Annotated in this window: 17 protein-coding genes; 5 read left to right on the top strand and 12 right to left on the bottom strand. The window is 71.6% G+C overall.

All coding sequences use genetic code 11. From position 1 onward, the window contains the following. Nucleotides 1–75: 75 nt before the first annotated feature. Entirely contained in the window at nucleotides 76–1,209 is a 1,134-nt protein-coding gene (locus tag ACFXMF_RS23215) for a chemotaxis protein (protein WP_360314872.1), read from the bottom strand. 270 nt (nucleotides 1,210–1,479) lie between these two features. On the opposite strand from ACFXMF_RS23215, the gene ACFXMF_RS23220 reads away from it, so the two are divergent. After that, nucleotides 1,480–3,033 carry an ABC transporter substrate-binding protein gene (locus ACFXMF_RS23220; protein ID WP_379989877.1) on the top strand — a complete coding sequence of 518 codons (1,554 nt, stop codon included), beginning with the start codon at nucleotides 1,480–1,482 and terminating at the stop codon, nucleotides 3,031–3,033. Here ACFXMF_RS23220 and ACFXMF_RS23225 read toward each other — a convergent pair. Together ACFXMF_RS23225 and ACFXMF_RS23230 are read right to left on the bottom strand one after the other, a co-directional pair. Next, entirely contained in the window at nucleotides 3,005–4,414 is a 1,410-nt protein-coding gene (locus tag ACFXMF_RS23225; RefSeq protein WP_379989886.1) for an MFS transporter, read from the bottom strand. The genes ACFXMF_RS23220 and ACFXMF_RS23225 overlap by 29 nt on opposite strands. Nucleotides 4,415–4,657: 243 nt before the next feature. After that, on the bottom strand, nucleotides 4,658–5,722 hold the full coding sequence (locus ACFXMF_RS23230; protein WP_360314866.1) for an acyl-CoA desaturase: 1,065 nt from the start codon (nucleotides 5,720–5,722) through the stop codon (nucleotides 4,658–4,660). 286 nt (nucleotides 5,723–6,008) lie between these two features. On the opposite strand from ACFXMF_RS23230, the gene ACFXMF_RS23235 reads away from it, so the two are divergent. Then, a complete protein-coding gene (locus ACFXMF_RS23235) occupies nucleotides 6,009–6,299 on the top strand; it encodes a hypothetical protein (protein WP_360314864.1) in 291 nt (96 codons plus the stop codon). Here ACFXMF_RS23235 and ACFXMF_RS23240 read toward each other — a convergent pair. Continuing rightward, on the bottom strand, nucleotides 6,242–7,189 hold the full coding sequence (locus ACFXMF_RS23240) for a LysR substrate-binding domain-containing protein (RefSeq protein ID WP_360314862.1): 948 nt from the start codon (nucleotides 7,187–7,189) through the stop codon (nucleotides 6,242–6,244). The two genes, ACFXMF_RS23235 and ACFXMF_RS23240, sit on opposite strands and share 58 nt — an antisense overlap. A gap of 448 nt (nucleotides 7,190–7,637) precedes the next feature. Here ACFXMF_RS23240 and ACFXMF_RS23245 point away from each other — a divergent pair, with 448 nt between their 5' ends. Continuing rightward, nucleotides 7,638–9,527 (top strand): hypothetical protein, encoded by a 1,890-nt coding sequence (locus ACFXMF_RS23245; protein WP_380020749.1) that lies wholly within the window; start codon nucleotides 7,638–7,640, stop codon nucleotides 9,525–9,527. 66 nt (nucleotides 9,528–9,593) lie between these two features. Here ACFXMF_RS23245 and ACFXMF_RS23250 read toward each other — a convergent pair whose 3' ends face one another. The 4 genes from ACFXMF_RS23250 to ACFXMF_RS23265 all read right to left on the bottom strand — a co-directional run bounded on the left by ACFXMF_RS23250 (nucleotide 9,594) and on the right by ACFXMF_RS23265 (nucleotide 14,715). Beyond that, nucleotides 9,594–10,307 (bottom strand): SMI1/KNR4 family protein, encoded by a 714-nt coding sequence (locus ACFXMF_RS23250; RefSeq protein ID WP_360314858.1) that lies wholly within the window; start codon nucleotides 10,305–10,307, stop codon nucleotides 9,594–9,596. A gap of 39 nt (nucleotides 10,308–10,346) precedes the next feature. Further along, nucleotides 10,347–11,777 carry an MFS transporter gene (locus ACFXMF_RS23255; RefSeq protein ID WP_360314856.1) on the bottom strand — a complete coding sequence of 477 codons (1,431 nt, stop codon included), beginning with the start codon at nucleotides 11,775–11,777 and terminating at the stop codon, nucleotides 10,347–10,349. A 136-nt stretch (nucleotides 11,778–11,913) separates the two neighbouring features. Beyond that, complete coding sequence (locus tag ACFXMF_RS23260) at nucleotides 11,914–14,049, bottom strand: endonuclease/exonuclease/phosphatase family protein (protein ID WP_379989881.1); 2,136 nt, start codon at nucleotides 14,047–14,049, stop codon at nucleotides 11,914–11,916. A gap of 114 nt (nucleotides 14,050–14,163) precedes the next feature. After that, a complete protein-coding gene (locus ACFXMF_RS23265) occupies nucleotides 14,164–14,715 on the bottom strand; it encodes an NADPH-dependent FMN reductase (RefSeq protein WP_360314852.1) in 552 nt (183 codons plus the stop codon). Between the two features lie 41 nt (nucleotides 14,716–14,756). On the opposite strand from ACFXMF_RS23265, the gene ACFXMF_RS23270 reads away from it, so the two are divergent. Further along, a complete protein-coding gene (locus tag ACFXMF_RS23270) occupies nucleotides 14,757–15,224 on the top strand; it encodes a YbaK/EbsC family protein (RefSeq protein WP_360314850.1) in 468 nt (155 codons plus the stop codon). 4 nt (nucleotides 15,225–15,228) lie between these two features. On the opposite strand, the gene ACFXMF_RS23275 is transcribed toward ACFXMF_RS23270, so the two are convergent. The 4 genes from ACFXMF_RS23275 to ACFXMF_RS23290 form a co-directional block, all read right to left on the bottom strand. Continuing rightward, complete coding sequence (locus ACFXMF_RS23275) at nucleotides 15,229–15,978, bottom strand: enoyl-CoA hydratase-related protein (RefSeq protein WP_379989883.1); 750 nt, start codon at nucleotides 15,976–15,978, stop codon at nucleotides 15,229–15,231. A gap of 124 nt (nucleotides 15,979–16,102) precedes the next feature. After that, nucleotides 16,103–16,765 (bottom strand): class I SAM-dependent methyltransferase, encoded by a 663-nt coding sequence (locus ACFXMF_RS23280; protein WP_360314847.1) that lies wholly within the window; start codon nucleotides 16,763–16,765, stop codon nucleotides 16,103–16,105. A 205-nt stretch (nucleotides 16,766–16,970) separates the two neighbouring features. Beyond that, on the bottom strand, nucleotides 16,971–18,362 hold the full coding sequence (locus ACFXMF_RS23285) for a VWA domain-containing protein (RefSeq protein WP_379989884.1): 1,392 nt from the start codon (nucleotides 18,360–18,362) through the stop codon (nucleotides 16,971–16,973). A 6-nt stretch (nucleotides 18,363–18,368) separates the two neighbouring features. Next, nucleotides 18,369–19,229 (bottom strand): AAA family ATPase, encoded by an 861-nt coding sequence (locus ACFXMF_RS23290; RefSeq protein WP_379989887.1) that lies wholly within the window; start codon nucleotides 19,227–19,229, stop codon nucleotides 18,369–18,371. Between the two features lie 240 nt (nucleotides 19,230–19,469). Here ACFXMF_RS23290 and ACFXMF_RS23295 point away from each other — a divergent pair, with 240 nt between their 5' ends. Continuing rightward, nucleotides 19,470–20,441 (top strand): SPFH domain-containing protein, encoded by a 972-nt coding sequence (locus ACFXMF_RS23295; RefSeq protein WP_360314841.1) that lies wholly within the window; start codon nucleotides 19,470–19,472, stop codon nucleotides 20,439–20,441. Nucleotides 20,442–20,453: the final 12 nt, after the last annotated feature.

Raw genomic sequence — 20,453 nt, forward strand, 5'->3', positions numbered from 1 at the left:
GCACCGCTCGACCCGCTACGACCGAGTGCGGCGGCGCCCCCGAGGGGTCGCCGCCGCACTCGTCGCGGTTCGGGCCTAGTAGCGCAGTGCCAGCGCGATGCCGCCGGCCTCCTTGAGCGTGTCGTCGGGTACGAAGACCACCTTGCCGTCGGCCTCCAGGGTCGCCTCGACCACGGTGTCCACGATGTCGTCCTCGGCTCGGCCGGCCAGTACCGCGTCCTCGGCGTGCGGCCCGGTGAGCACCTGGAGCGCGACCTCCCCGGTGCGGTCGACCGTCACCAGGCGACCGGTCACCCGCAGCCCCTCCTCGACCACCAGCAGCGCACCGCGCCCGGCCCGGGACGGCGCCCACACTTCCTGGATGCCGCCCGCGTACCGCTTGCCGCTGCGCGCGTCGTCCAGCGCCCGCAACGCCGCGGCGGTCGCCTCCGCGGCCAGCGCGGTCCGCGCCGGCGCGAGGATCTCGGCGAACTGGCCGGGGGTCGCCTCGCTCACGCCGCCGACCTCCAACTCGGTCTCGGCCAGGTGCGCGCCGTTGCGGCTGCTCTCCCGAAACGCCTTGACCTGCGGTCGCAGGCCGACCAGGACGACCTTGTCCTCGCGTCCGAGCAGCGCCCGCGCCAGTTGTTCGTCGGCCTCGTTCAGCAACCGACGCAGGTCCTCGCTCACGCCCAGCCCGCCGCCCTCGCGGGTGGGCGGTCCGTCCCGTTCCGGACCGGCCGAGGTGATCGGGAAGCCGCCGTCGCGGACCTCGTGCACGCCGTCGCCGCGACCGTGCCACAGGTGCACCTCGTGCTCGCTGAGCACCAGTGCCCAATAGGGGGTGAGCCGTTCGGCCGCGGCCACCAGGTTGCGGGTGAGGTAGGTGGTCGCCAGCACCACGCGCTCACCGACCGGTGCCTGCACGGTGAACGCGTAGTGCTCGTCGGCCGACGCGTAGAGCACCAGGCCGTCCATGAAGTGTTCGGGATCCAGTTCGGCCGCCGCCGCCTTGAGCCGGTCGACGGTCTTGATCCGGGCCTCCCGACCCACCTCCGGATCGGCCGCGAGCCGCTTCTCCGCCTCGGCCAGCACGTTCCGCAGTCGGATCGGATCCTGCTGGTTCTCCGGGCGGTGCCGGTGCGTGGGCAGCGTCAGGGACACCGCGGGATACGCGCGCGGGCGGCGCAGCTCGGCGAGCAGTTCCGGCGACAGTGCGGCGGTCGTCATGCGGTCTCCTGGCGTGCGGTCCGGCCTCATGGGATCGACAAACACAGCGTCCTATGCCCGATTCGGCGCAAAAATCGCATGCGTCACCCGACCGGCTCGCAGTCGGCGGCGCGCCCCCGGGCACCCGCCCGCCCATCACTCTGCATGGAACGGTTGTTGACGGTGAGTCAGGAGGGACTTAGGTTGATCCCCGTTGATGCCCCGGACGCAACATCCATGGAGACCCAGGGTCTGCCCGACCCAGGTGGGCCCGTGCGAGGAGCGACCACCGTGCGATCCGTGCCCATCCGGCAGGCGGCCCTGTCCGCCGCGTTGACCGGACTGATCCTGACCACTGCCGCGTGCGGCTCCGACGACGGTGCCGGCGACTCGGCGCGCGGCTCGATGACCGTCCTGGTCACCCAGGAGGCGCGCAGCCTGGACCCGATCGTGGCGAGCCTGTCCCAGATCACCGGCGGCACCCAGGCCGCGGCCGTGTTCGACGTGTTGTTGTGGATCGACCCCAAGACCGGTCGGGCCCAACCCCAGCTCGCCGAGAGCGCGACCGCGGCGGAGGGCGGCCGGGTCTGGACGCTGCGGCTGCGGCCGGACCTGAAGTTCTCCGACGGCACCGCGGTGGACGCCGAGGCGGTCAAGTTCAACTGGGAGCGGCACGCGGATCCGGCGAACAAGTCGCTGCAGGCGCGCGTGGTCGCCGGGATCGGCATAGCCGCTACCGACAGCCGGACCGTCAAGGTCACGCTGCCGGCACCGAACGCCCACTTCGACAAGGTGATCGCGCACAACCTCGCGTTCGTCGGCTCGCCCGCAGCGATCAAGGCCGACCCTAAGGGCTTCGGCGCCAAGCCGGTGGGCGCCGGGCCGTATCGGCTCAAGAGCTGGGTGCGCGACCAGCAGATGGTGCTGGAGCGCAATCCCCGGTACTGGCAGGTGGGCGGTCGGCCGCCGCTGAAGCAGTTGACCCTCAAGCCGGTGGTCGACCAGTCACAGCGGCTGGCCATGCTGGGCGCCAACCAGGCCCAGGTGTTGACCACGGCGCAGGCCAAGCTGCTCGGCGACGCGCAGAAGGCCGGCCTGCCGGTGCTCACCGAGGGCAAGAGCGGCGGCTTCATGACGCTGTTCAACACCAGCCGGCCGCCGTTCGACGATCCGCGCGCGCGGCGCGCGTTCGCGTTGATCATGGACCCGGCGGCCCGTGCGAAGGTGGTCACCGACAACACCGGCAAGCCGCTGAGCACGTTCCTGCGCCCGGGTTCGGACTTCGCCTCGGCCGAGGCGCCGCTGCCGTCGAACAACCGGGTCGAGGCCCAGCAACTGCTGGACGCGCTCGCCGCCGAGGGCAAGCCGCTGTCCTTCACGTACAGCACCTACAACAGCCCGGGCTCGCATCTGACCGCCGAGTACTGGCTCGCGCAGGTGGCCACGATGAAGAACATCACCATGCGGACCGAGTTCCTGGAGGGCACCCAATACCTCCAGAAGGTGCAGATCCAGCGGCAGTTCGACGCGGGCGAGTTCGTGTTGTCCTTCGACGACCCGGAGCCGGTGTTGTACAACTTCCTGCACTCCAAGGGCCAGGACAACCACATGCAGTGGAAGAACCCGGCGGTGGACCAGGCGCTGGACGCGGCCCGGGCCACCACCGACGCCTCGGCCCGGCGCGCGGCCTACGCCGTGGTGCAGCGCGAACTGGCCAAGGACGTCCCGATGTTCGCCTACGAGCAGGCGTTCACCGCGGCGATCCGGGCGAAGGACGCGAAGGTGGGCGAGCTGACCGTGTTCGAGGACGGGCTGATCATGTTCGACCGGTTGGGTCCGGCGTAGCCGCGATGGACCGGGGCTCGACGGCCCGGGCGGGGCTCGCCGATTCGAGCGGGAGCGCCGCGGCCGTCGGGCCCGCGGGCTCGGGGATGCACAGGCAGGCCACGAGCGCGCAGCCGGCCACGATGCCGGCGATCACGAAGACGACCATGTAGGCGTGCAGGGTGGGCAGCACGTGGCCGCCGACAGACATCGTGTAGGACGTGAGCACCGCCGCCACCACCGCGCTGCACACGGCCTGGCCGATCGTGCGCATCAGCGCGTTGATGCCGTTGGCGGCGGCGGTCTGTGCGGCGGGGATGGCCCGGATGACCAGCATCGGCAGCGCCGAGTAGCACATCGCCGTGCCGGAGGCGACCACGGTGGCGCCCAGGACGATGGTCCACAACTCGTGGCTGGTGAAGATCCGCACCACGTAGCCCAGGCCGAGCAGGATCGCGCCGACGCCGAGGCAGAACCTGGGTCCTCGGGTGGCGGTCAGCCCGGTGGAGATCGGTGAGAGCACGACCATCATCACCCCGCCGGGCAGCAGGCACAGGCCGCCGATCGCGACCGAGACGCCCAGTCCGTAGCCGCTCTCCTTCGGCGTCTGCACCAGTTGGGCGGTGGAGAGGCTGTTCGCGTAGAACGAGAAGCCGATGAACAACGCGGCGATGTTGGGGAGCAGCACCGCCGGCCGCGCGGTCACCCGCAGGTCCACCAGCGGGGTGCTCACCCGCCACTGGTGCATCCCCCAGGCGAGCACGATCAGCACGGCGGCGGCCAGCAGGCCCAGCGTGCGGGTGCTCGTCCAGCCCCACGCGGTGCCCTTGGACACCGCGAGCAACAGGCAGACCAGGAACGCGGTCAGGCCGAGCGAGCCGACCACGTCGAACCGGCCGGGGCTGCGCACCGGCGATTCGCGCACGACCAGCACGACCAGGCCCAGCACCACCAGGGCGAGCACGGTGGCGCCCCAGAACATCGCGTGCCAGTCGGCGTGGTCCACGACCAGACCGGCCAGCGGCAGGCCGACGGCGGCGCCGATGCCCAGCGTCGAACTCATCATCGCGACGCCGCCGCCGACCTTGGCCGGCGGCAATTCGTCGCGCAGGATGCTGATCCCCAGCGGGACCACGGCGGTGGCCATGCCCTGGAGGGTGCGGCCGACGATCAGTACGCCGATGTCCGAGGTCAGCGCGCACATCACCGAGCCGACCGAGAGCACGCTCATCGCCACGACCAGCATGCGTTTCTTGCCGAACATGTCGCCCGCGCGGCCGAGCAGCGGCGTGCACACCGAGCCGCTGAGCAGCGTCGCGGTGACCGTCCAACTGACCGTCGAGGCCGAACTGCCGGTCAGCGCGGGCAGGTCCGGGAGCAGCGGTACCACCACGGTCTGCATGAGCGCGGCGACGATGCCGCACGAGCCGAGCACCGGCACCAGGAAACGTTGTCGCGGGTCCTGCGGGGTTGGGGCGGGGCCGGCCACGGAACGCGCTCCTGGGTGGGGAGGGGGATGGACGGCCCCACCCTAGAGATAGATGTAAAACACATCAATCGTTTGTGCGCACCTTTGTCCGCCACTTTGCCGACCGTCCCGTGTCCGCCGCTTTGCCGACCGTCCCGCCCGCCGGCGACGCGGTGGCTAGGCCGCGCGCCCGGTCCGCTCGGCGCGCAGCGAGGCGCCCACGTCGTGCATGTGGCCCAGTGCCTGCCGGTAGGACCGCACCAGGCTCGTCTCCAGATAGGGCACGCCGAGCCGGTCGCAGTGCGCGCGCACGATCGGCTGGGCCCGGCGCAGGTTCACCCGCGGCATGTTCGGCACCAGGTGGTGTTCGATCTGGTAATTCAGGCCACCGAGCATCCAGTCGGTGACCGGGCCGCCCCGGACGTTGCGCGAGGTCAGCACCTGACGCCGCAGGTGGTCCCACTTGACGCCCGGCTCGGGCATCGGCATGCCCTTGTGGTTGGGCGCGAACGCCATGCCCAGATGCAGGCCGAGCAGCGCGTGCGTGACCAGCACGAACACCAGCGCCTTGACCGGGGACATCGCGATCAGCAACACCGAGAGGTACACGGCGTAGTGCACGACCAGCACCGAGCCCTCCACCAGGCGCTCGCGCGGGGTCCGCTCCTTGAGCGCCATCAGGCCGTTGACCTTGAGGTTGAGCCCTTCGAGCAGCAGCAGCGGGAAGAACAACCGGGCCTGGTGCCGGGTCAGCCAACCCAGCACGCCGGTCCGCCCGCCGGTCTGGTCGGCGTCCCAGACCAGCACGCCGACCGCGACGTCCGGGTCCTTCTCCAGGTGGTTCGGGTTGGCGTGGTGCTTGTTGTGCTTCGCGTTCCACCACCCACAGCTCATCCCCATCAGCAGGTTGCCGTGCAGCAGCGCGAGTACCCGGTGGGTGCGGGCCGTGCGGGCGATCTGCTGATGGCCGGCGTCGTGGCCGACGAAGGAGGCGCGGGTGGTGAACAACGCGACCGGAACGGCCAGGGCGAGTTGCCACCACGAGTCGCCCACCCACACCACCGCGGCCCAGGAGCCGAGCAGGAGGAGCAGGTTCAGGCCGATCATCCGGGCGTACCAGGCGGTGCGCCGCTCCAGCAGTCCGGCCGCCTTGAGATCGGCGAGCAGCGGCGCGAAGTCGCTGCCCCGACGCGTGGGCGGGGATATCTCCGGATGGTCCAGGGTGGGTGCGGTCGAGGTCATGGGGCGTCCCGGTATCTGGGGGGAGGATGGTCGGCTGAGCGCGGTGGCTTGGCGCCGTCTCGACGCTATTGACCGCCCATCCGCGGGACGATCCGACAAGCCCCCCGATCCCGGGGGGAGGCTCTGCCCCCCGCACGGGGGGCGAGCGCCATGGACACACGCGGCGTGATCCGGTAGGGGCCGGCACGGGGTCCGGGCACGGTTGCCGCGTCCTGCGAACTGTCGCACCCCAACCGGGTCGCCGGCTACCCGTTCCGTCGGGGAATATCCCGGAATCGACCGATCCGTGCCGGCATGCGTACAGCCACGGCTCGGCCGCCCGGCGGCGCCGCTCCTGCTCGACCCGCCGTCGACCGGCCGACACCGCCTCCTCGTCGCCGATCCGGGCCCGCAGACCGCGCCGGTCGAGGTGCAGGGTCACGTGCCGGACGTCGAAGCCCCGCTCGGCCAGGAGATCCAGCGGTTCCGCGCACCGGCCCGCCGCACCGGCGTGCTCGGGCGCCGGCGCACCCTCGGCGCTCAGTCCACGTCGAGCGCCGCCTCCTCGCCGAGCGCGGCCCGCAGCGCCACCGCCTGATCGCCGATGCAGGCCAGGAACGCGCTCACCGCCGGCGTCGGGGGCCGGTCCGCCATCAGCGTGGTGCCCACCGTGCGGCGTACCGACTCCAGGGGCACCGGCAGCACCGCGAGCCGCTCGTCGCCGGTGACCACGAGCTCGGGCAACGCGGCGATCATGTCGGTGGCCAGCAGCAGCGCCCGCACGGTCAGGATCGAGGTGCACTCGACCCGGTCGGCCGGCAGCGGCAGCCCGCTGCGGGTGAACAACTGAGCCAACTCGCTGCGCAGCGCCGTCTGTTCGAGCGGCAGGATCCACGGGTGCGCGATCGTGTCGGCAAGCACGCGCGCACCGTCCAGGAGCGGGTGGCCGCGCCGCACCACCAGCCGGATCGGCTCGCGATACAACGCGGTCTGCCGAACCCGCCCGGCGTCCTCGGCCCGGCCGAGCCGGCCGACCACGACGTCGATCTCGCCGGCGAGCAGTTGCGGGTACAGCACGTCGTAGGTGGCCTCGCGGACGATCACGGTGATCCCGGGTCGGTCCCGCTTGAGCGCGGACACCGCGCGCGGCAGCAGCACGCTGGTGCCCGCGAGCAGCGTGCCGACGGTGACCGTACCGGTCTGGCCCTCGCGCAGGCTCGCGATGTGGTCGCCCGCCCGGCGCACCTCGGCCAGGATCACCCGGGCATGGGCGACCAGGGCGTCGCCGTAGAGCGTGGGCGTCATCCCGTGCGGGCCGCGCTCGAACAGCGGGACGCCGACCATGGTCTCCAGCTCGCGCAGGGTGCGGGTCGCGGCGGGCTGGGTCAGGTGCAGCGCCTCGGCCGCGCGGCTGACTCCCCCGTGTTCGGCGATCGCCGTGATCAGGGTCAGATGCCGGAACTTCAGGCGTCCGTCGAGCAGGTCCACGCAGGCTCCCGTACCGGTTCGGTGTTGCGTACCGGACGGGCACGCATACCTGTTTGGTGATGCAGTGGCGCCGGATCGGCATTGGATGGACATGCGCCGGCGCAGCCATCATGCACGTGGCGACAGCTTCTTGACGAGCCATCCGTCCGGTGCCGCAGGCACGGTGCCGGGTACGGGTGCCGGATCGAGTCCGCGCGCCGTCGTTGTTCGGTCCCGACGCCGATCCGTTCCGCGTGGCGGAGCGGGCCGGTCCGTCGACACCGCGGTCCTCGACCGACACCCGGGGACACCGGAGCATCCGGGGTCACCGGTCGGGTTTCTTCGCAGAAGGTCGGCTTCGCCTGCGAAGAGGTGACGAGGGCGGTTCGGCCGGCCATCACGGCGCGCTCCCCCCGCCGCACCGCCAGCGCACTTCCCCGTCATTGTCCCGTGTCGGAAGGTTCGTCAGATGCGCAGCACACCCACCCTCGGCAACAGAGCCGGCAGATCCGACGGCTCCCGCAGAGCCGACAGAGCCCGGAAATACGGCAGATCGGGTGCGATCGCGATGGCCGCCCTGGTGGCCGTCACCGGCAGCACCTACCTGGGCGACCCCGGCCGCACCGCCGCCGGCTCCACACCGCGCACCGCGACCGCCGCGGCTGCCGGACAGGACCCGAACATCCCGTTCGTCTGCCAGGAACGTCGACCGCAGCCGGCCGACCCGAACTCCTATGGCATGCAGCTCGACGGCTCGTTCCTGGCTCCCGCGTCCACCCCGCTCGACGAGGAGAACCCGCACCCCTTCCCGGGGCGCCGCGCCGACTACGACGGCCGGCAGTACGTGAAGAACATGAACGTCGAAGCCGCCTACGAGGGCTACGACTTCACGCCGGACTTCTTCCACACCTGGCAGAACATCGTCGACTTCGGCGGACGCCGGTACATGTTCCAGTACGACCGTTCCGAGGGCCGCGTCTACGACATCACCGACGTCAAGCACGTCACGGTGGTGGAGCGGATGTCCCGTGAGGACGTGGGCGGCGACGAGCTCAAGGCCAACGGCACCTGGGCGGCGGGCGATTACTGGGGTGCGTCCACGATCCAGTGGAACAAGCGGCTGAACGCCTACGTGATGGTGCAGTCCTTCGAGGACAAGCGGCAGATCGGCGAACTCACCGACGAGCCGGGCCACGACAAGTACGGCAACCCCGAGGGCGTGGCGAAGCTGCGCACCAAGCCCGGGCTCAAGGGCTTCAAGGTCTACCGCCTGGACGGCCCCCGGAAGGCCGATTGGCGGCTGATCTCGACCGTCAGCACCGACTCGACCCAGCCGAATCCGCTGAACAGCGACCCGACCAAGGCCCAGCAGGGCTCCGGTTCGCTGGACGTGCCGTACTGGGACGGCCGCAAGTACATGTTCATCGCCGTCGCGCCGAACGACACCTTCGCCAACACCGAGTACCCGACCAACCTGCACTCGGCCGGCTATCAGTCCTACGACATGTCCGACCCGGCCGCGCCCCGGCTCCTGGACACCTGGCATCTGCCCGGACAGGTCGCCGGCGAGGACGACGCGTACGCGCGGAACCCGCGCTGTGGCAATCGCACGAGCTGGCTCGGTGCGCGCATGTCGCTGTTCGTGCCCAAGCCGGTCGAGCAGGGCGGTCGATACGGCTTCGCGGTGCAGGGCGGCCTGGGCATGACCGTCCTGGACATCTCGAACCCGGCGGACCTGCGTCAGGTGGGCCACGTGGACCTGCCGCCGTCGGTGGCGGGTACCGAGGGCGACAACATCGACGTGTCGCAGTACGAGAAGACCGGGATGATCTACCTCTCCGGTTATCCGCTGACCGAGGACTGCTACGAGCCGTACAAGCCGATCTACCAGATCGACGCGCGGGACGTGGCCAACCCCCGAATCGTCGGGCAACTGCCCCGTCCCACGCCGCCCAGGTCGGCCGGGGTCACCGACTACTGCCAGCGGCGGGGCAGCTTCGGCCCCAAGCGCACCGGCTACTACACCAATCCGGGCCGCCACGACGACGGCACGCTGGTGTACGGCTTCTACAACGCGGGCGCCCAGGTCTTCGACGTCAAGAATCCGGCCCGGCCGGAGATCGAGGCGTACTTCGTGCCCAAGGCGTTCGGCACCAAGACCCGGGACTGGCCGACCGAGGACGGCACGTTCCCGGAGTGGGCGATGGGCAACCAGACGCACGGCGTCTACGTCGAGTGGGACCGCAACGTCGTGTGGGTGCTGACCAACCACGGCATCTACGCGCTGTCGGCCAAGGACGTGCTCGGCAAGCCGAACCTGGGCAGGCCGAAGGAGCCGTTCCGCAACAGCCAATTCTGATCGCGATCGCGGCACACGACCGTGGCTCGACGTCCCGCTGGGGGCGTCGAGCCTCGGCGCGCCGGGTCAGGCGACCGGCTCGTCCTCGTCGTCCTCGTCGCAGACCGTGTCGAAGAAGCGGTCCAAGTGCTCTTCCGTGCGTGCGCGGAACACGATCATCGCGCCGTCGTAGCGGGCCAGCAGGTCGGGGCCCGCGAACCAGCGCACCCGGTTCCCGGGCTCCTCGCACTCGGGATAGCCGGGGAACGGCAACTCGCGCGTCTCCGCCGGCAGTCGCTCGATCTCCTCGGGCGCGAACTCGATCGCCTCGACGAGTTCGTCGTCGAACAGCAGCACCTCGGACAGCACGATCTCCACCGCCGCGACCGACAAGCGCGGCAACCAGGCCGACCAGCGCTCGGCGGCCGGCTCGGCCTCGTCGTACGCCGCCAGCACCGCGGGATCGTCCCCGCCCGGCCGCACCCCCCACCACGCGACGCCCTGGTTCTCCTCGCGAAAGACCAGCACGCCGTCCTCGACGTAGAGCTTGTCCGGCGGCAACAGCACGTCGTGGTTGCTCGTCAGGTCCACCCGCCGACCCAGGAGTTCGTACAGCTCCCGCAGCGCGCTCGGCAATTCCACGCCCAGGCGCGCGGCACTCGCGTCCAGCTCCGCCGGGTCGTACCCGTCGGCGGCCTCGATCGCCCCGCCCCGGTCGGCGGCGAACGCACGGATGAACGCCCAGGCCCCGGCCCGGTCCGCGAGCGCGGCGGGCAGTGCCGCGTGGATGTCGAAAGTCATGCCCGGACGCTACCGGGTGGCCCGGACGATTCCCGGTCCCTATCGGGGCAACGGGGCGCGGCCCTTGCGCAGGTCCAGGAAGGCGACCACGAACGCGGCGAGCACGAAGCCCACCGAGACCGTCAGCCCGTGCCGCAGCGGCTCGGCCCAGTCCCGGCCCCGCTCGTCGGCGAGCTGGGAGAAGAAGACCGCGCCGACCGCCGCGATGCCCGTCGCCGAGCCGATCCGCTGTCCGGTCTGCAGTACCCCGGCCGCCGCACCGCCCTGCACGGGTGGCACCTCGGCCAGGGTCAGCGTCTGGTTGGGCGAGATCACCAGACCGCTGCCCAGCCCCGCACACAGCAGCGGCGCCACCAGCATCCAACCGACGTGGTGCCCCGGCACCTCGTACACCGCCAGAATCGAGCCGAGCAGACCGACCACGACCATCAGCAACCCGCCGGTCACCAGCGCGTGACCGAACCGGTTCACCAGGCGCCCGCCGATCGACGCGCCCAGCGCCGAGCCGAGCGCGAACGGGGTGATCGCCAGGCCCGCCAGCAGCGCGCTGTAGCCCAGGCCGGACTGGAAGTAGAGGGTGAAGACGAAGAAGATCGAGGTGAATCCGGCGAAGTAGAAGAGCATCACCAACAGGCCGAGCGTGTACGAGCGGACCTTGAACAGCGCCAGGTCGACCACCGGTTGGCGACCGCGCCGGCCCTGGTGGATCTCCCACAGCACGAAGGCGCCGAAGAAGATCGCCGCGATCGGCACCAACAGCCACTTGGCGGAGCCCTGCCACTGGCGTTCCTCGACCAGCGGCAACAACAGCAACACCACGCCGGAGCCGAGCAGGAGCACGCCGATCGGATCCAGATCGCGCAGGCACGCCCGGTTCGCGTGGTCGGGACCGGGCAACAACCGCCGGGCCAGCACGAAGGCGACGATGCCGATCGGGAGGTTGACGTAGAACACCCAGCGCCAGCCCTCGTCGGCACCGAACACCTTGATGATCAGGCCGCCGAGCAGCGGGCCGACGGCCGTGGAGATGCCGATCACCGTGCCGAACATGCCGAACGCACGGCCGCGTTCACGGCCGGAGAACATCTGCTGGATGAGCGCGGACACCTGCGGGGTGAGCAGGCCACCGGCGATGCCCTGGAGCAGGCGGGCCAGCACCAGCCACAGGGACGTCTGTGCCGCGCCGCACAGTGCGCTGGCCCCGGTGAACAGGGCCAGGCCGGTCATGAACATCATCCGGCGACCGCGCGCGTCGCCGATCCGGCCGGCCGGCACCAGGGCCAGCCCGAAGGTCAGCGCGTAGCCGGACAACACCCACTGGATGTCGCTGACGCTCGCGTCGAGGCCGGCGCGGATGGAGGGGAGCGCGACGTTGACGATCGACACGTCCAGCAGCGTGATGAACCCCGCGATCAGACAGACCGCGAGCGCCTGCCAGCGATGCGGATCGGGCTCCTCGCGCTCGGTCACCGGCCCACACCCCTCCTCCGGAGCCACCCCCGGCGGTGGCCATCCGAAGGACGGTGCCCACATTCGGTGCCGACAAGGCCGCCGCGCGGGTGACCCGGGCCGCTCACGCCCGCGCCGAGTGGGGGCTGGGGGCGGGTCAGTACAGCAGGGTCACCGCCACGGGCAGGTGGTCGGATGCCGTCGACGGCGGCGAGTCGACGGCCGCGACCCGCAACCGGGCGTCCACCAACACCTGGTCGATCTCCTTCTTCGGCTTGTCCGCCGGGTAGGTCCGGATCGGCCGGGCCCGGGCCAGCCCGTCCACGAGTCCCCGGCCGGTGAACGCCTTCAACTGCGGACTGTCGATCGTCGCGTTCATGTCCCCGAGTACCACCACCGGCGCCGAGGTGCCCAGGCGCACGGCGAACTCCGCGGCCCGCTCGGCCTGGGCCTGGGGCACCTTGTCGTCCACGTCCTGAAGGTGTGTGGACACCACCGCGACCGACCTGCCGGGCGCCGCCTCGATCACCACGCCGAGCGCCTGCGCACCGGTCGGCGCACCGCCGGCCGGCAACTCGATCGACTCCAGGTGCCGGATCGGCTTGCGGGTGAGCACCGCGTCGCCCCACTGCGGATCGGCGGCCGGCGCGAACCGGTACGGCAGGTCCAGCCGGCGGGCGAGCAGCGTCAGCACGTCGTGGCCGCCGTTGAGGAACCAGGCCCGGTCCACCTCGTTGAGCACCAGCACGTCCGGCTTCAGCGCCCGGATCGTGTCCGCCGTGCGGTCCGGATCGAACCGACCGTCCACGCCGTACCCCATCCGGATGTTGTACGTGACCACCCGCAACGTCCCGGCCGCCGCGTCCGACACCGGGGCCGACCCGGCGGCCGGGCGCAGCCCGAACGCGGCGAGCGCGATCACCACCGGAAACACCGTCGCCAGGGCCAGTGGCGCGTGCAGCCGCTCGGCCAGGGACGGCGGCGGCGGGACGTCCCACGGCCGATCCGGCTTCCGGCCGCCGGCGGCACCGGGCGCGGGCGCGGCGGGAGCTCCCGGCCGATTGCCCGCGCGACCGGGCGCGGGCTTGGCCCCGGGACGCGTGCCGGGCCGCCGGCCGGGCCGTTGCGCACCCTGACCGGCTCGGGCCCGGCCGCCCAGGGGCACATCGGAGCGGACTCCCCCGTGCCCGCCGCTGTGCGCGACCGTGCGGCCGCGGGCACGCGCGGGGGCGGGCGCAGCCTCGGGCTCGGCCGGGGCGGGCGCGCGCCGATCGCGCAGCGCCGCGAGGCCGGCCGGCACCGCGAGCGCGAACACGCCCAGGAGCAACACCCGGCCGCGAGCCAACACGTCGATCTCGATGTCGTAGCGGGCGTAGTGCAGGAAGGTCAGCACGAAGAAGCCGACCATGCTCCAGGCCGGCGCCCAACGCACGGCCGGTCGCACCCGCCCGGCGGCGTCGCCCAGGACCAGGCCCAGGCCGAGCACGCCGAGGGCCTGCCAAGCTGCCGCGCCGGCCGGTGCCAGGCCGACGATCCCCTCGTGCGCGCTCGTCTCCAGGTAGCCCGCGCCGACCACACCCGCCACCAGGAAGGCCAGGCCGAGCGGCCACACCCACCGGCCGCGCAGCCGGGACACCGGCACCGCGAGTGCCCAGGCGCCGACCAGCACCGGCACGCCCCAGCGCGGTTCGCCGGCCGCCGCGTGCGCGACACCGACATTGCCGAACAACACGCCGGTGAGGAACAACGCCGGTCCCAGCACGGCCCACAGGATCGGCTGCGCCACGGGCCGCGCCGGCGCCGGTATCCACACCTGCGCGGCCACGAACAACACGGCGAGCGTGCCCAGGACGGCCCAGCCGCGCCAGACCTCCAGCCACATCGGGTCCAGCGTGCCGAGCCCCGCGTGCAGCGCCACCGCCACCGCCAGGCCGGCCACGACCCCGACGCCCGCGTCCCAGCCGGTGTGCGCCACCGCGATCAGCCAACACAGTCCGGCGACCAGTGCCAGGCAGGCCAGGTAGAGCTGCGCGTCGCCGCCGTCGGTGAACTGGAGCCACAACCGCGACATCACCATCGCCACCCCGGCCAGGACCGCGACCGGCCGCCCACCGACCCGCCGACACAGCGGCACCACGGCGAACGCGACCGCGAACCAGGCGAGCGCGAACAGGCCCAGTTGTTCGGCGGGCGTGGCCCCGGCGTCCCCGTAGACGGTGATCAGCGAGGGCAACCACACCCGCAGGATGTCGACCAGAAAGACGATCCCCAGAGCGATCACGATCACAGGCACGCGCAACCCCCGTCTCGATGGCGGGGTCAGCATAGAGCGACGAAACGCGGTTGGGCAGACCACTTCTGACGATCGATCAGCCCGGCTGCGGGCGGGCGGCGGGGCGCCCGGGCGTCAGGTGCGCGCGGGGACCGCCCGCGCGAGGGTGGTCAACGCGGCGATGATGCCGTCGCGTACCCGCGGGTCGGCGATCAGGCCGTCCGGGCCCACCGCGTCGCGGGCCACGCCCACGCGCACGCAGGCCGCGTCAACGACGTCGGCTCCGGTGTAGCCGAGCACGATGCGCAGCGACTCGTGTGCCTTGGTCGCGCCGCCCGGGTTGGTGGAGGCGTTGATCCAGGCGACCGGCTTCTCGCTGGTCTCCACGCCGCCGACGGTCCAGTCGAGCAGGTTCTTGAACGACCCGGGCAGCGCGCCGGCGTATTCGGGCGTGGAGAACAACACCGCGTCGGCGGCCTCGATCGCGGCGCGCAACTCCACCACGGCCGGCGGCAGCGGCTCGCGGTCCGCGTCCGGATCGAAGTGCGGCAGGCGGGCGAGGCCGTCGAACACGACCGCGTGCACGCCGGCCGGCGCGACCTCCCGGGCGGTGCGCACCAGCGCGGAGTTGGTGGACTGCGCCCGAAGGGATCCACTGATCAAAAGCACCCGGCGAAGGACTGTCATGGCCGGTCAACGTAGCACTGCGGGCGTATTACCCTCGCCTCATGAACACGCCGGTCGAGAAGGTCGCCGAGGCGCTGCGCGCGCTCGATGCCACGGGAGAGATCCGGGAATTCGCCGAGACGGTGCCGACCGCGGCGGCCGCCGCCGAGGTGCTGGGCTGCAAGGTGGGCGCGATCGCCAACAGCCTGGTGTTCTCCGCCGACGGCCAACCGCTGCTGGTGATCACCAGCGGAGCGCACCGGGTCGACACCCGGGTGGTCTCCCGCCTCCTGGGCATCCGCAAGCTGCGCCGTGCCGACCCGGCCTTCGTGTTCTCCGCGACCGGCCAGGAGGTGGGCGGGGTGGCCCCGGTCGGCCATCCGCATCGCATCCGAACCCTGGTCGACACCTGGTTGGCCGAGCACGACGTGGTCTGGGCCGGCGCCGGCGACCACAACCACATGTACCCGACCACCTACGCGGAACTGTTGCGGATGACGGATGGCCGGGCCGCGGACGTGGAGGTGTAGCCGGTCAGCGGCCGGTCCATTCCGGCGCCCGCTTGGCCAGGAACGCGGCGACGCCCTCCTTCATGTCCTCGGACGCGACGATCGCGGCGAATCCCGTCGCGGTGCCGGCCCAGCCCGCCTCGTCGTCGGCGGCGACCACGTGTTCGACCGCCGCGAGGCTCGCGCGCACCGCGACGGGGCCGTTGGCACAGATGCGCTCGGCCAGTTCGACCGCGCCCGCCAGCGCCTGCCCCGGCTCGGTCAACCGATTGACCACGCCCACCTGATACAGCCGCTCGGCGGGCAGCGGATCGCCGACCAGCAACATTTCCCGGGCCAGGTTCAGCGGCAGGGCCCGCGGTGCCCGGAACGTCCCGCCGCAGATCGCCATCAGGCCCCGCTTGACCTCGGGCAGCCCGAAGCGCGCCGCCGCGGAGGCCACCACCAGGTCGCACGCGAGCACGATCTCGAAGCCGCCGCCCAGCGCGAAGCCTTCCACGGCGGCGATCAGCGGCTTGGTCCGCTGCCGCCGGATCACGCCGTACTCGCCGCCGCGCTCGCCCTTGGGGCTCAAGCCGGCCGCCAGGTCGGTACCCGCCGAGAACACCGTCGAGGTGCCGGTCAACACCCCGACCCACAACTCGGGATCGTCCTCCAGCAGGTCGAGGGCGGCCTCGATCCCGTCGGCGACCCGCTGATCGATGGCGTTGCGCTTGGCCTCGCGGTCGATCGCGACGACCAGCACCCGTCCGCGCCGCTCGGTGGTCACCGTCATGCCGGGCTCCTTCGTGGTCGATCCGGTTCGGCCGATCTCCGGCCCGCGGACGTTCCCCGACCCGCGGACGATCTTCGGCCTTCGGATGATCTCTAGCCCAGGTCGCTCACGCTCGCAAGGGTGATCACGTCGGCCTGCGGACGATGGTCTCCCAGTGCGCCCAGCGCCCCGGCGGCGGGTCGCGGCGCTCGGTGTGTTCCGCGCGCAGCGGCAGGACCGGCTCGAAGTCGGCCAGCAGCAACTCCAGTTCGAGTCGTCCGAAGTAGTGCACGGTGAGGCCGGCCTTGAAGCCGGCCAGGTAGCGGAAGGTGCGACCGCCGTCCTCGTCGGTGTCCAACGTCTCGTGCGCCTCGACCGCCTCGGTGTCGGCGGAGGCGGTGCGCAGCGCGAACAGGCCGCCGGGCGCGACCCGGGCGAGCGAGCCGCGCAGCAGCGCCCGCGCGGCGGCCCGGGTGCCGTGCTGGTGCACCTGGATGCCGATCACCAGGTCGTAGCGTCGACCGGCCGGCAAATCCTCCTGGGTGCCGTGGACGAGCGTCGACTCCGGTGCCCGCGCCGCGAGTTGGTCCAACGCGGTGCGGGAGGGGTCGACCCCGATCAGGTCGAGGCCGGCGCGGGTCAACGGAATCAGGTTGCGTCCGTTGCCGCAGCCGATCTCGACGCCGGAGGTGCCCGGCGAGGCGACCGCCAGGATGCGGTCCACGAACGGATCGGGCCCGATGTCCGCGTACATCCCGTCCGCGTAGGCGTTGTCCCAGTAGTCCACGGCGATGTGATGGGGGTCCATGCCGTCGAGCCTGACAGGTTCGGCCCGACCGTCGGCCGCTTCGGCCCGGCGAGTCGGCGGCGACAAACCGGCGACGATCGAGCGGTTGTGCGAACTCCGCGAAGGGTCGTTCGTCGAAACCGCTTTCGAACGCACCCGCCTCCGCGGACCCCTTCGCGCGCCCGACCATCGCAGCGTCGCCGAGGCCACCGCACATGGTTCGGGATCAGGCCAGTTCGCCGATGAATCGGCCCAGTTGGGTCAGGTTGCGGCACTCGATCATGGAGATCCGCCGGCCGTACACACCGGCGATCGAGTCGCCGGTGTCCCAGTCCCGTTCCGGCTCGGGGTTGAGCCACCACGCGTGCCGGGCCGGCGTCACCATCGCCGCGAGCGCCGCCAGGGCCGGGTCCTGATAGTTGTTCCGCGCGTCGCCCAGGATCAGCAACGAGGACTTCGGGCCGATCACGTCGCCGTAGCGCTGCACGAAGACGTTGAACGCGTGTCCGTAGTCGCTGTGTCCGCTCAGCCGCACCAGATTCGCCTCGGCGGTCAATCGGCGCATCGCCTCGGTAACGTCGCCGCCCGGCCTCTCGAAGAACCGGGTCACCTCGTCCACCGTGTCGATGAACGCGAACGCCCTTACCCGGGCGAACTGTTCGCGCAGCGCATAGGCGAGCATCAGGGTGAAGTGGGCGAACGAGGAGACCGACTCGCTGGCATCACACAGGACCACCAGCTCGGGTTTGTGCGGCCGGCGCGGGCGGTGATGGGTGGTCAGGGGCACCCCGCCGGTGGACAACGACGCGCGCACCGTGCGGCGAAAGTCCAGCCGGCCGTGCCGGCCCGCGCGTTGCCGGATCGTCAGCCGGGTGGCCAGCCGCTGTGCGAGCGGTTGGATCTCCCGGCGCAGCGCGATCAGGTCGGTGCGGCTCGCGCGCAGGATGTCCAGGTTCTCCACGGCCGGCTTGACCGCGGTCTCGGCGACCCGCTCGACGCCGCGCTCCTCGGCGAGCCGGCGGCGTACGTCGGCCAGCACGTGCTCGTTCAGCCGGTCCACCCGGGCCTGGATCATCCGCCGCGCGTTGCGTTCGGCCACCCCGCCCGGGAGTTGCCCGCCCAGGACCGCGCGCAGCAGGCCGGCCATCAGCGTCCTGGGGTCGAGCGCCCGACCGACCAGGTGCGCGGACCACGAGGCGCCCGAGGGCCCGTCGAACGCGCCGAACCGCCCGACCGCCTCGCGGGCCAGTCGGCGCAGCGCGATGTCGTCCTCGCCGAGCAGGAGTTCGCGCAGCCGGTCGCGGAATTCCTCGGCGTCCGCGGTGGTCCCGCCTTCGGCCGCGCCGCCCGGCTGCTCGTCGGTCGGGTCCGCCGCATCGGCCTCGGTCTCGGCCGCCGGTCCCACCGGAAACCACAGCTCGAACAGCGTGTCGAAGACCGCCCGGTGGGTGTGCCGCTTGCACAGCGACGCCGCGTAGGCGGCCCGCAGCGTCTCCCGGTCCGCGAGGTCGAGCACGGTCAACGCGCGGGCGGCGTCGAGTCCTTCGGCGAGCGACACCGGCAACCCGCCGTGTCGCAGCGCCCGGACGAAGCCGGTGTGTCGATCCAGGAGGGACATCGGCGATCAGCCGCCGATGCCGGGCAGGCCGAGTTCCTTCACGGCCCGCGTGTGGTCGGAGGCGTGCTTGAGCACGACGCCGAGCGTGCTCGCGATGGTCTCCTCGTCCAACTCGTCGGCGGACAGCGCGATCAACGTCCGGGCCCAGTCCAGGGTCTCGGCGATCGAGGGCGCCTTCTTGAGCTCCAGGGCCCGCAACGACGCGACGGTGCGCACCACCTGCTCGGCGAGTTGCGCGCGGATCCCGGGCACCCGGGTGAGCACGATGTCCCGCTCGCGCTCGGGCGTCGGGTAGTCGATGTACAGGTAGAGGCACCGCCGCTTGAGCGCCTCGCTCAGCTCGCGGGTCGCGTTCGAGGTGAGCACCACGAACGGGCGCCGCGAGGCGGTGATCGTGCCCAACTCGGGGATGGTGACCTGGAAATCGGAGAGCACTTCGAGCAGCAGCCCCTCGACCTCGACGTCCGCCTTGTCCGTCTCGTCGATCAGCAGCACGGTCGGCTCGTCCCGGCGGATCGCGGTGAGCAACGGCCGGGCCAGCAGGAACTCCTCGGCGAAGATCCCGGCCCGCGCCTCGTCCCACCCGTCCACACCCGCCTGGATCCGCAGCAGTTGCTTGCGGTAGTCCCACTCGTACAGCGCGCGCGACTCGTCCAGGCCCTCGTAGCACTGCAGGCGGATCAGTTCGGCGGACGCGGCCGAGGCGACCGCCTTGGCCAGCTCGGTCTTGCCGACCCCCGCCGGGCCCTCGATCAGCAGTGGTTTGCCCAGCGCGTCGGCCAGGAACACGGCGGTGGCGATGCCGGGGTCGGTCAGGTAGTCGACGGCGCCGAGTCGGGTGCGGGCGTCCTCGGGCGAGGCGAACATCGTCATGGTGGTGCACTCCTCGCGGGGCGATCTGCGGCCGGCCGGTGCGCCGGGTCCACGCCGGCTGCCCCTCAAGCTAGCAAGCGGCCCGACGCCCGGGCGGGGCGGTGTGGCCGGGCCGGGGCAATCGCCGGCCCGCGTAACTGATTGACCGTCACATGACCGATTCTTGACGCCGATCGGCCGATGCGTAGGGAGATCCCCGCTCCCTTTCCGGCCCCGGGTTCCTAGCATCGAGACATGGATGTCGCGATGGGTTTGGTCATCGGGATCGTGGTCGCCGCGTTGATCGTCGTGGCCAAGGGCGCACGGGTGGTACAGCAGTACGAGCGTGGGGTGGTGTTCCGGCTCGGCCGGGTCCGGCCGAGGGTGCGTCAGCCCGGATTCCACGTGATCGTTCCGTTCTTCGACAGGATGCGGAAGGTCAACGTCCAGATCATCACCATGCCGATCCCGGCCCAGGAGGGCATCACCCGGGACAACGTGACGGTGCGGGTGGACGCGGTGGTCTACTTCCGCGTGCACGACCCCTCACGGGCCATCGTCGAAGTGCAGAACCACGTGTTCGCGATCGAGCAGGTGGCGCTGACCTCGCTGCGCTCGATCATCGGCAAGAGCGATCTGGACGACCTGCTGTCCAATCGGGAGGAACTGCACCGGGGCCTGGCCCTGATGATCGACAGCCCGGCGGTGGGCTGGGGTGTCGAGATCGACCGGGTCGAACTCAAGGACGTGCAACTGCCCGAGTCGATGAAGCGCTCGATGTCGCGTCAGGCGGAGGCGGAACGAGAGCGTCGGTCCCGGATCATCACCGCCGACGGTGAGTTCCAGGCGTCCAAGAAACTCGCCGCGGCGGCCGACGAGATGTCCAACTCGCCCGCCGCGCTGCAACTGCGTCTGCTCCAGACGGTGGTCGAGGTGGCGGCGGAGAAGAACTCGACGCTGGTGATGCCGTTCCCGGTCGAGATGTTGCGGTTCTTCGAGAACTTCCCGGCCGGCGCCGCCGGGAAGGCCGGCCCCACCGGGCAGGCACCGGCCGATCCCGGCGGCGTCGAGCCGCTCGGCTCCGGCGCCGACGCCCTCCCGCTGCCGCCGGTCGTCCCGGCCACACCACCGCTTCCCCCCATGCCCGCGGTCCCGCCGGTGCCGACCGCGCCGCCGCTGGTAAAACCCCGGCAAGATGAGGGGCTTCCACCATCCGGCGACCGGTAGAGCGCTGCTAGC

It is taken from the genome of Embleya sp. NPDC059213 (assembly GCF_042754445.1).
Lineage (GTDB): Bacteria > Actinomycetota > Actinomycetes > Streptomycetales > Streptomycetaceae > Embleya.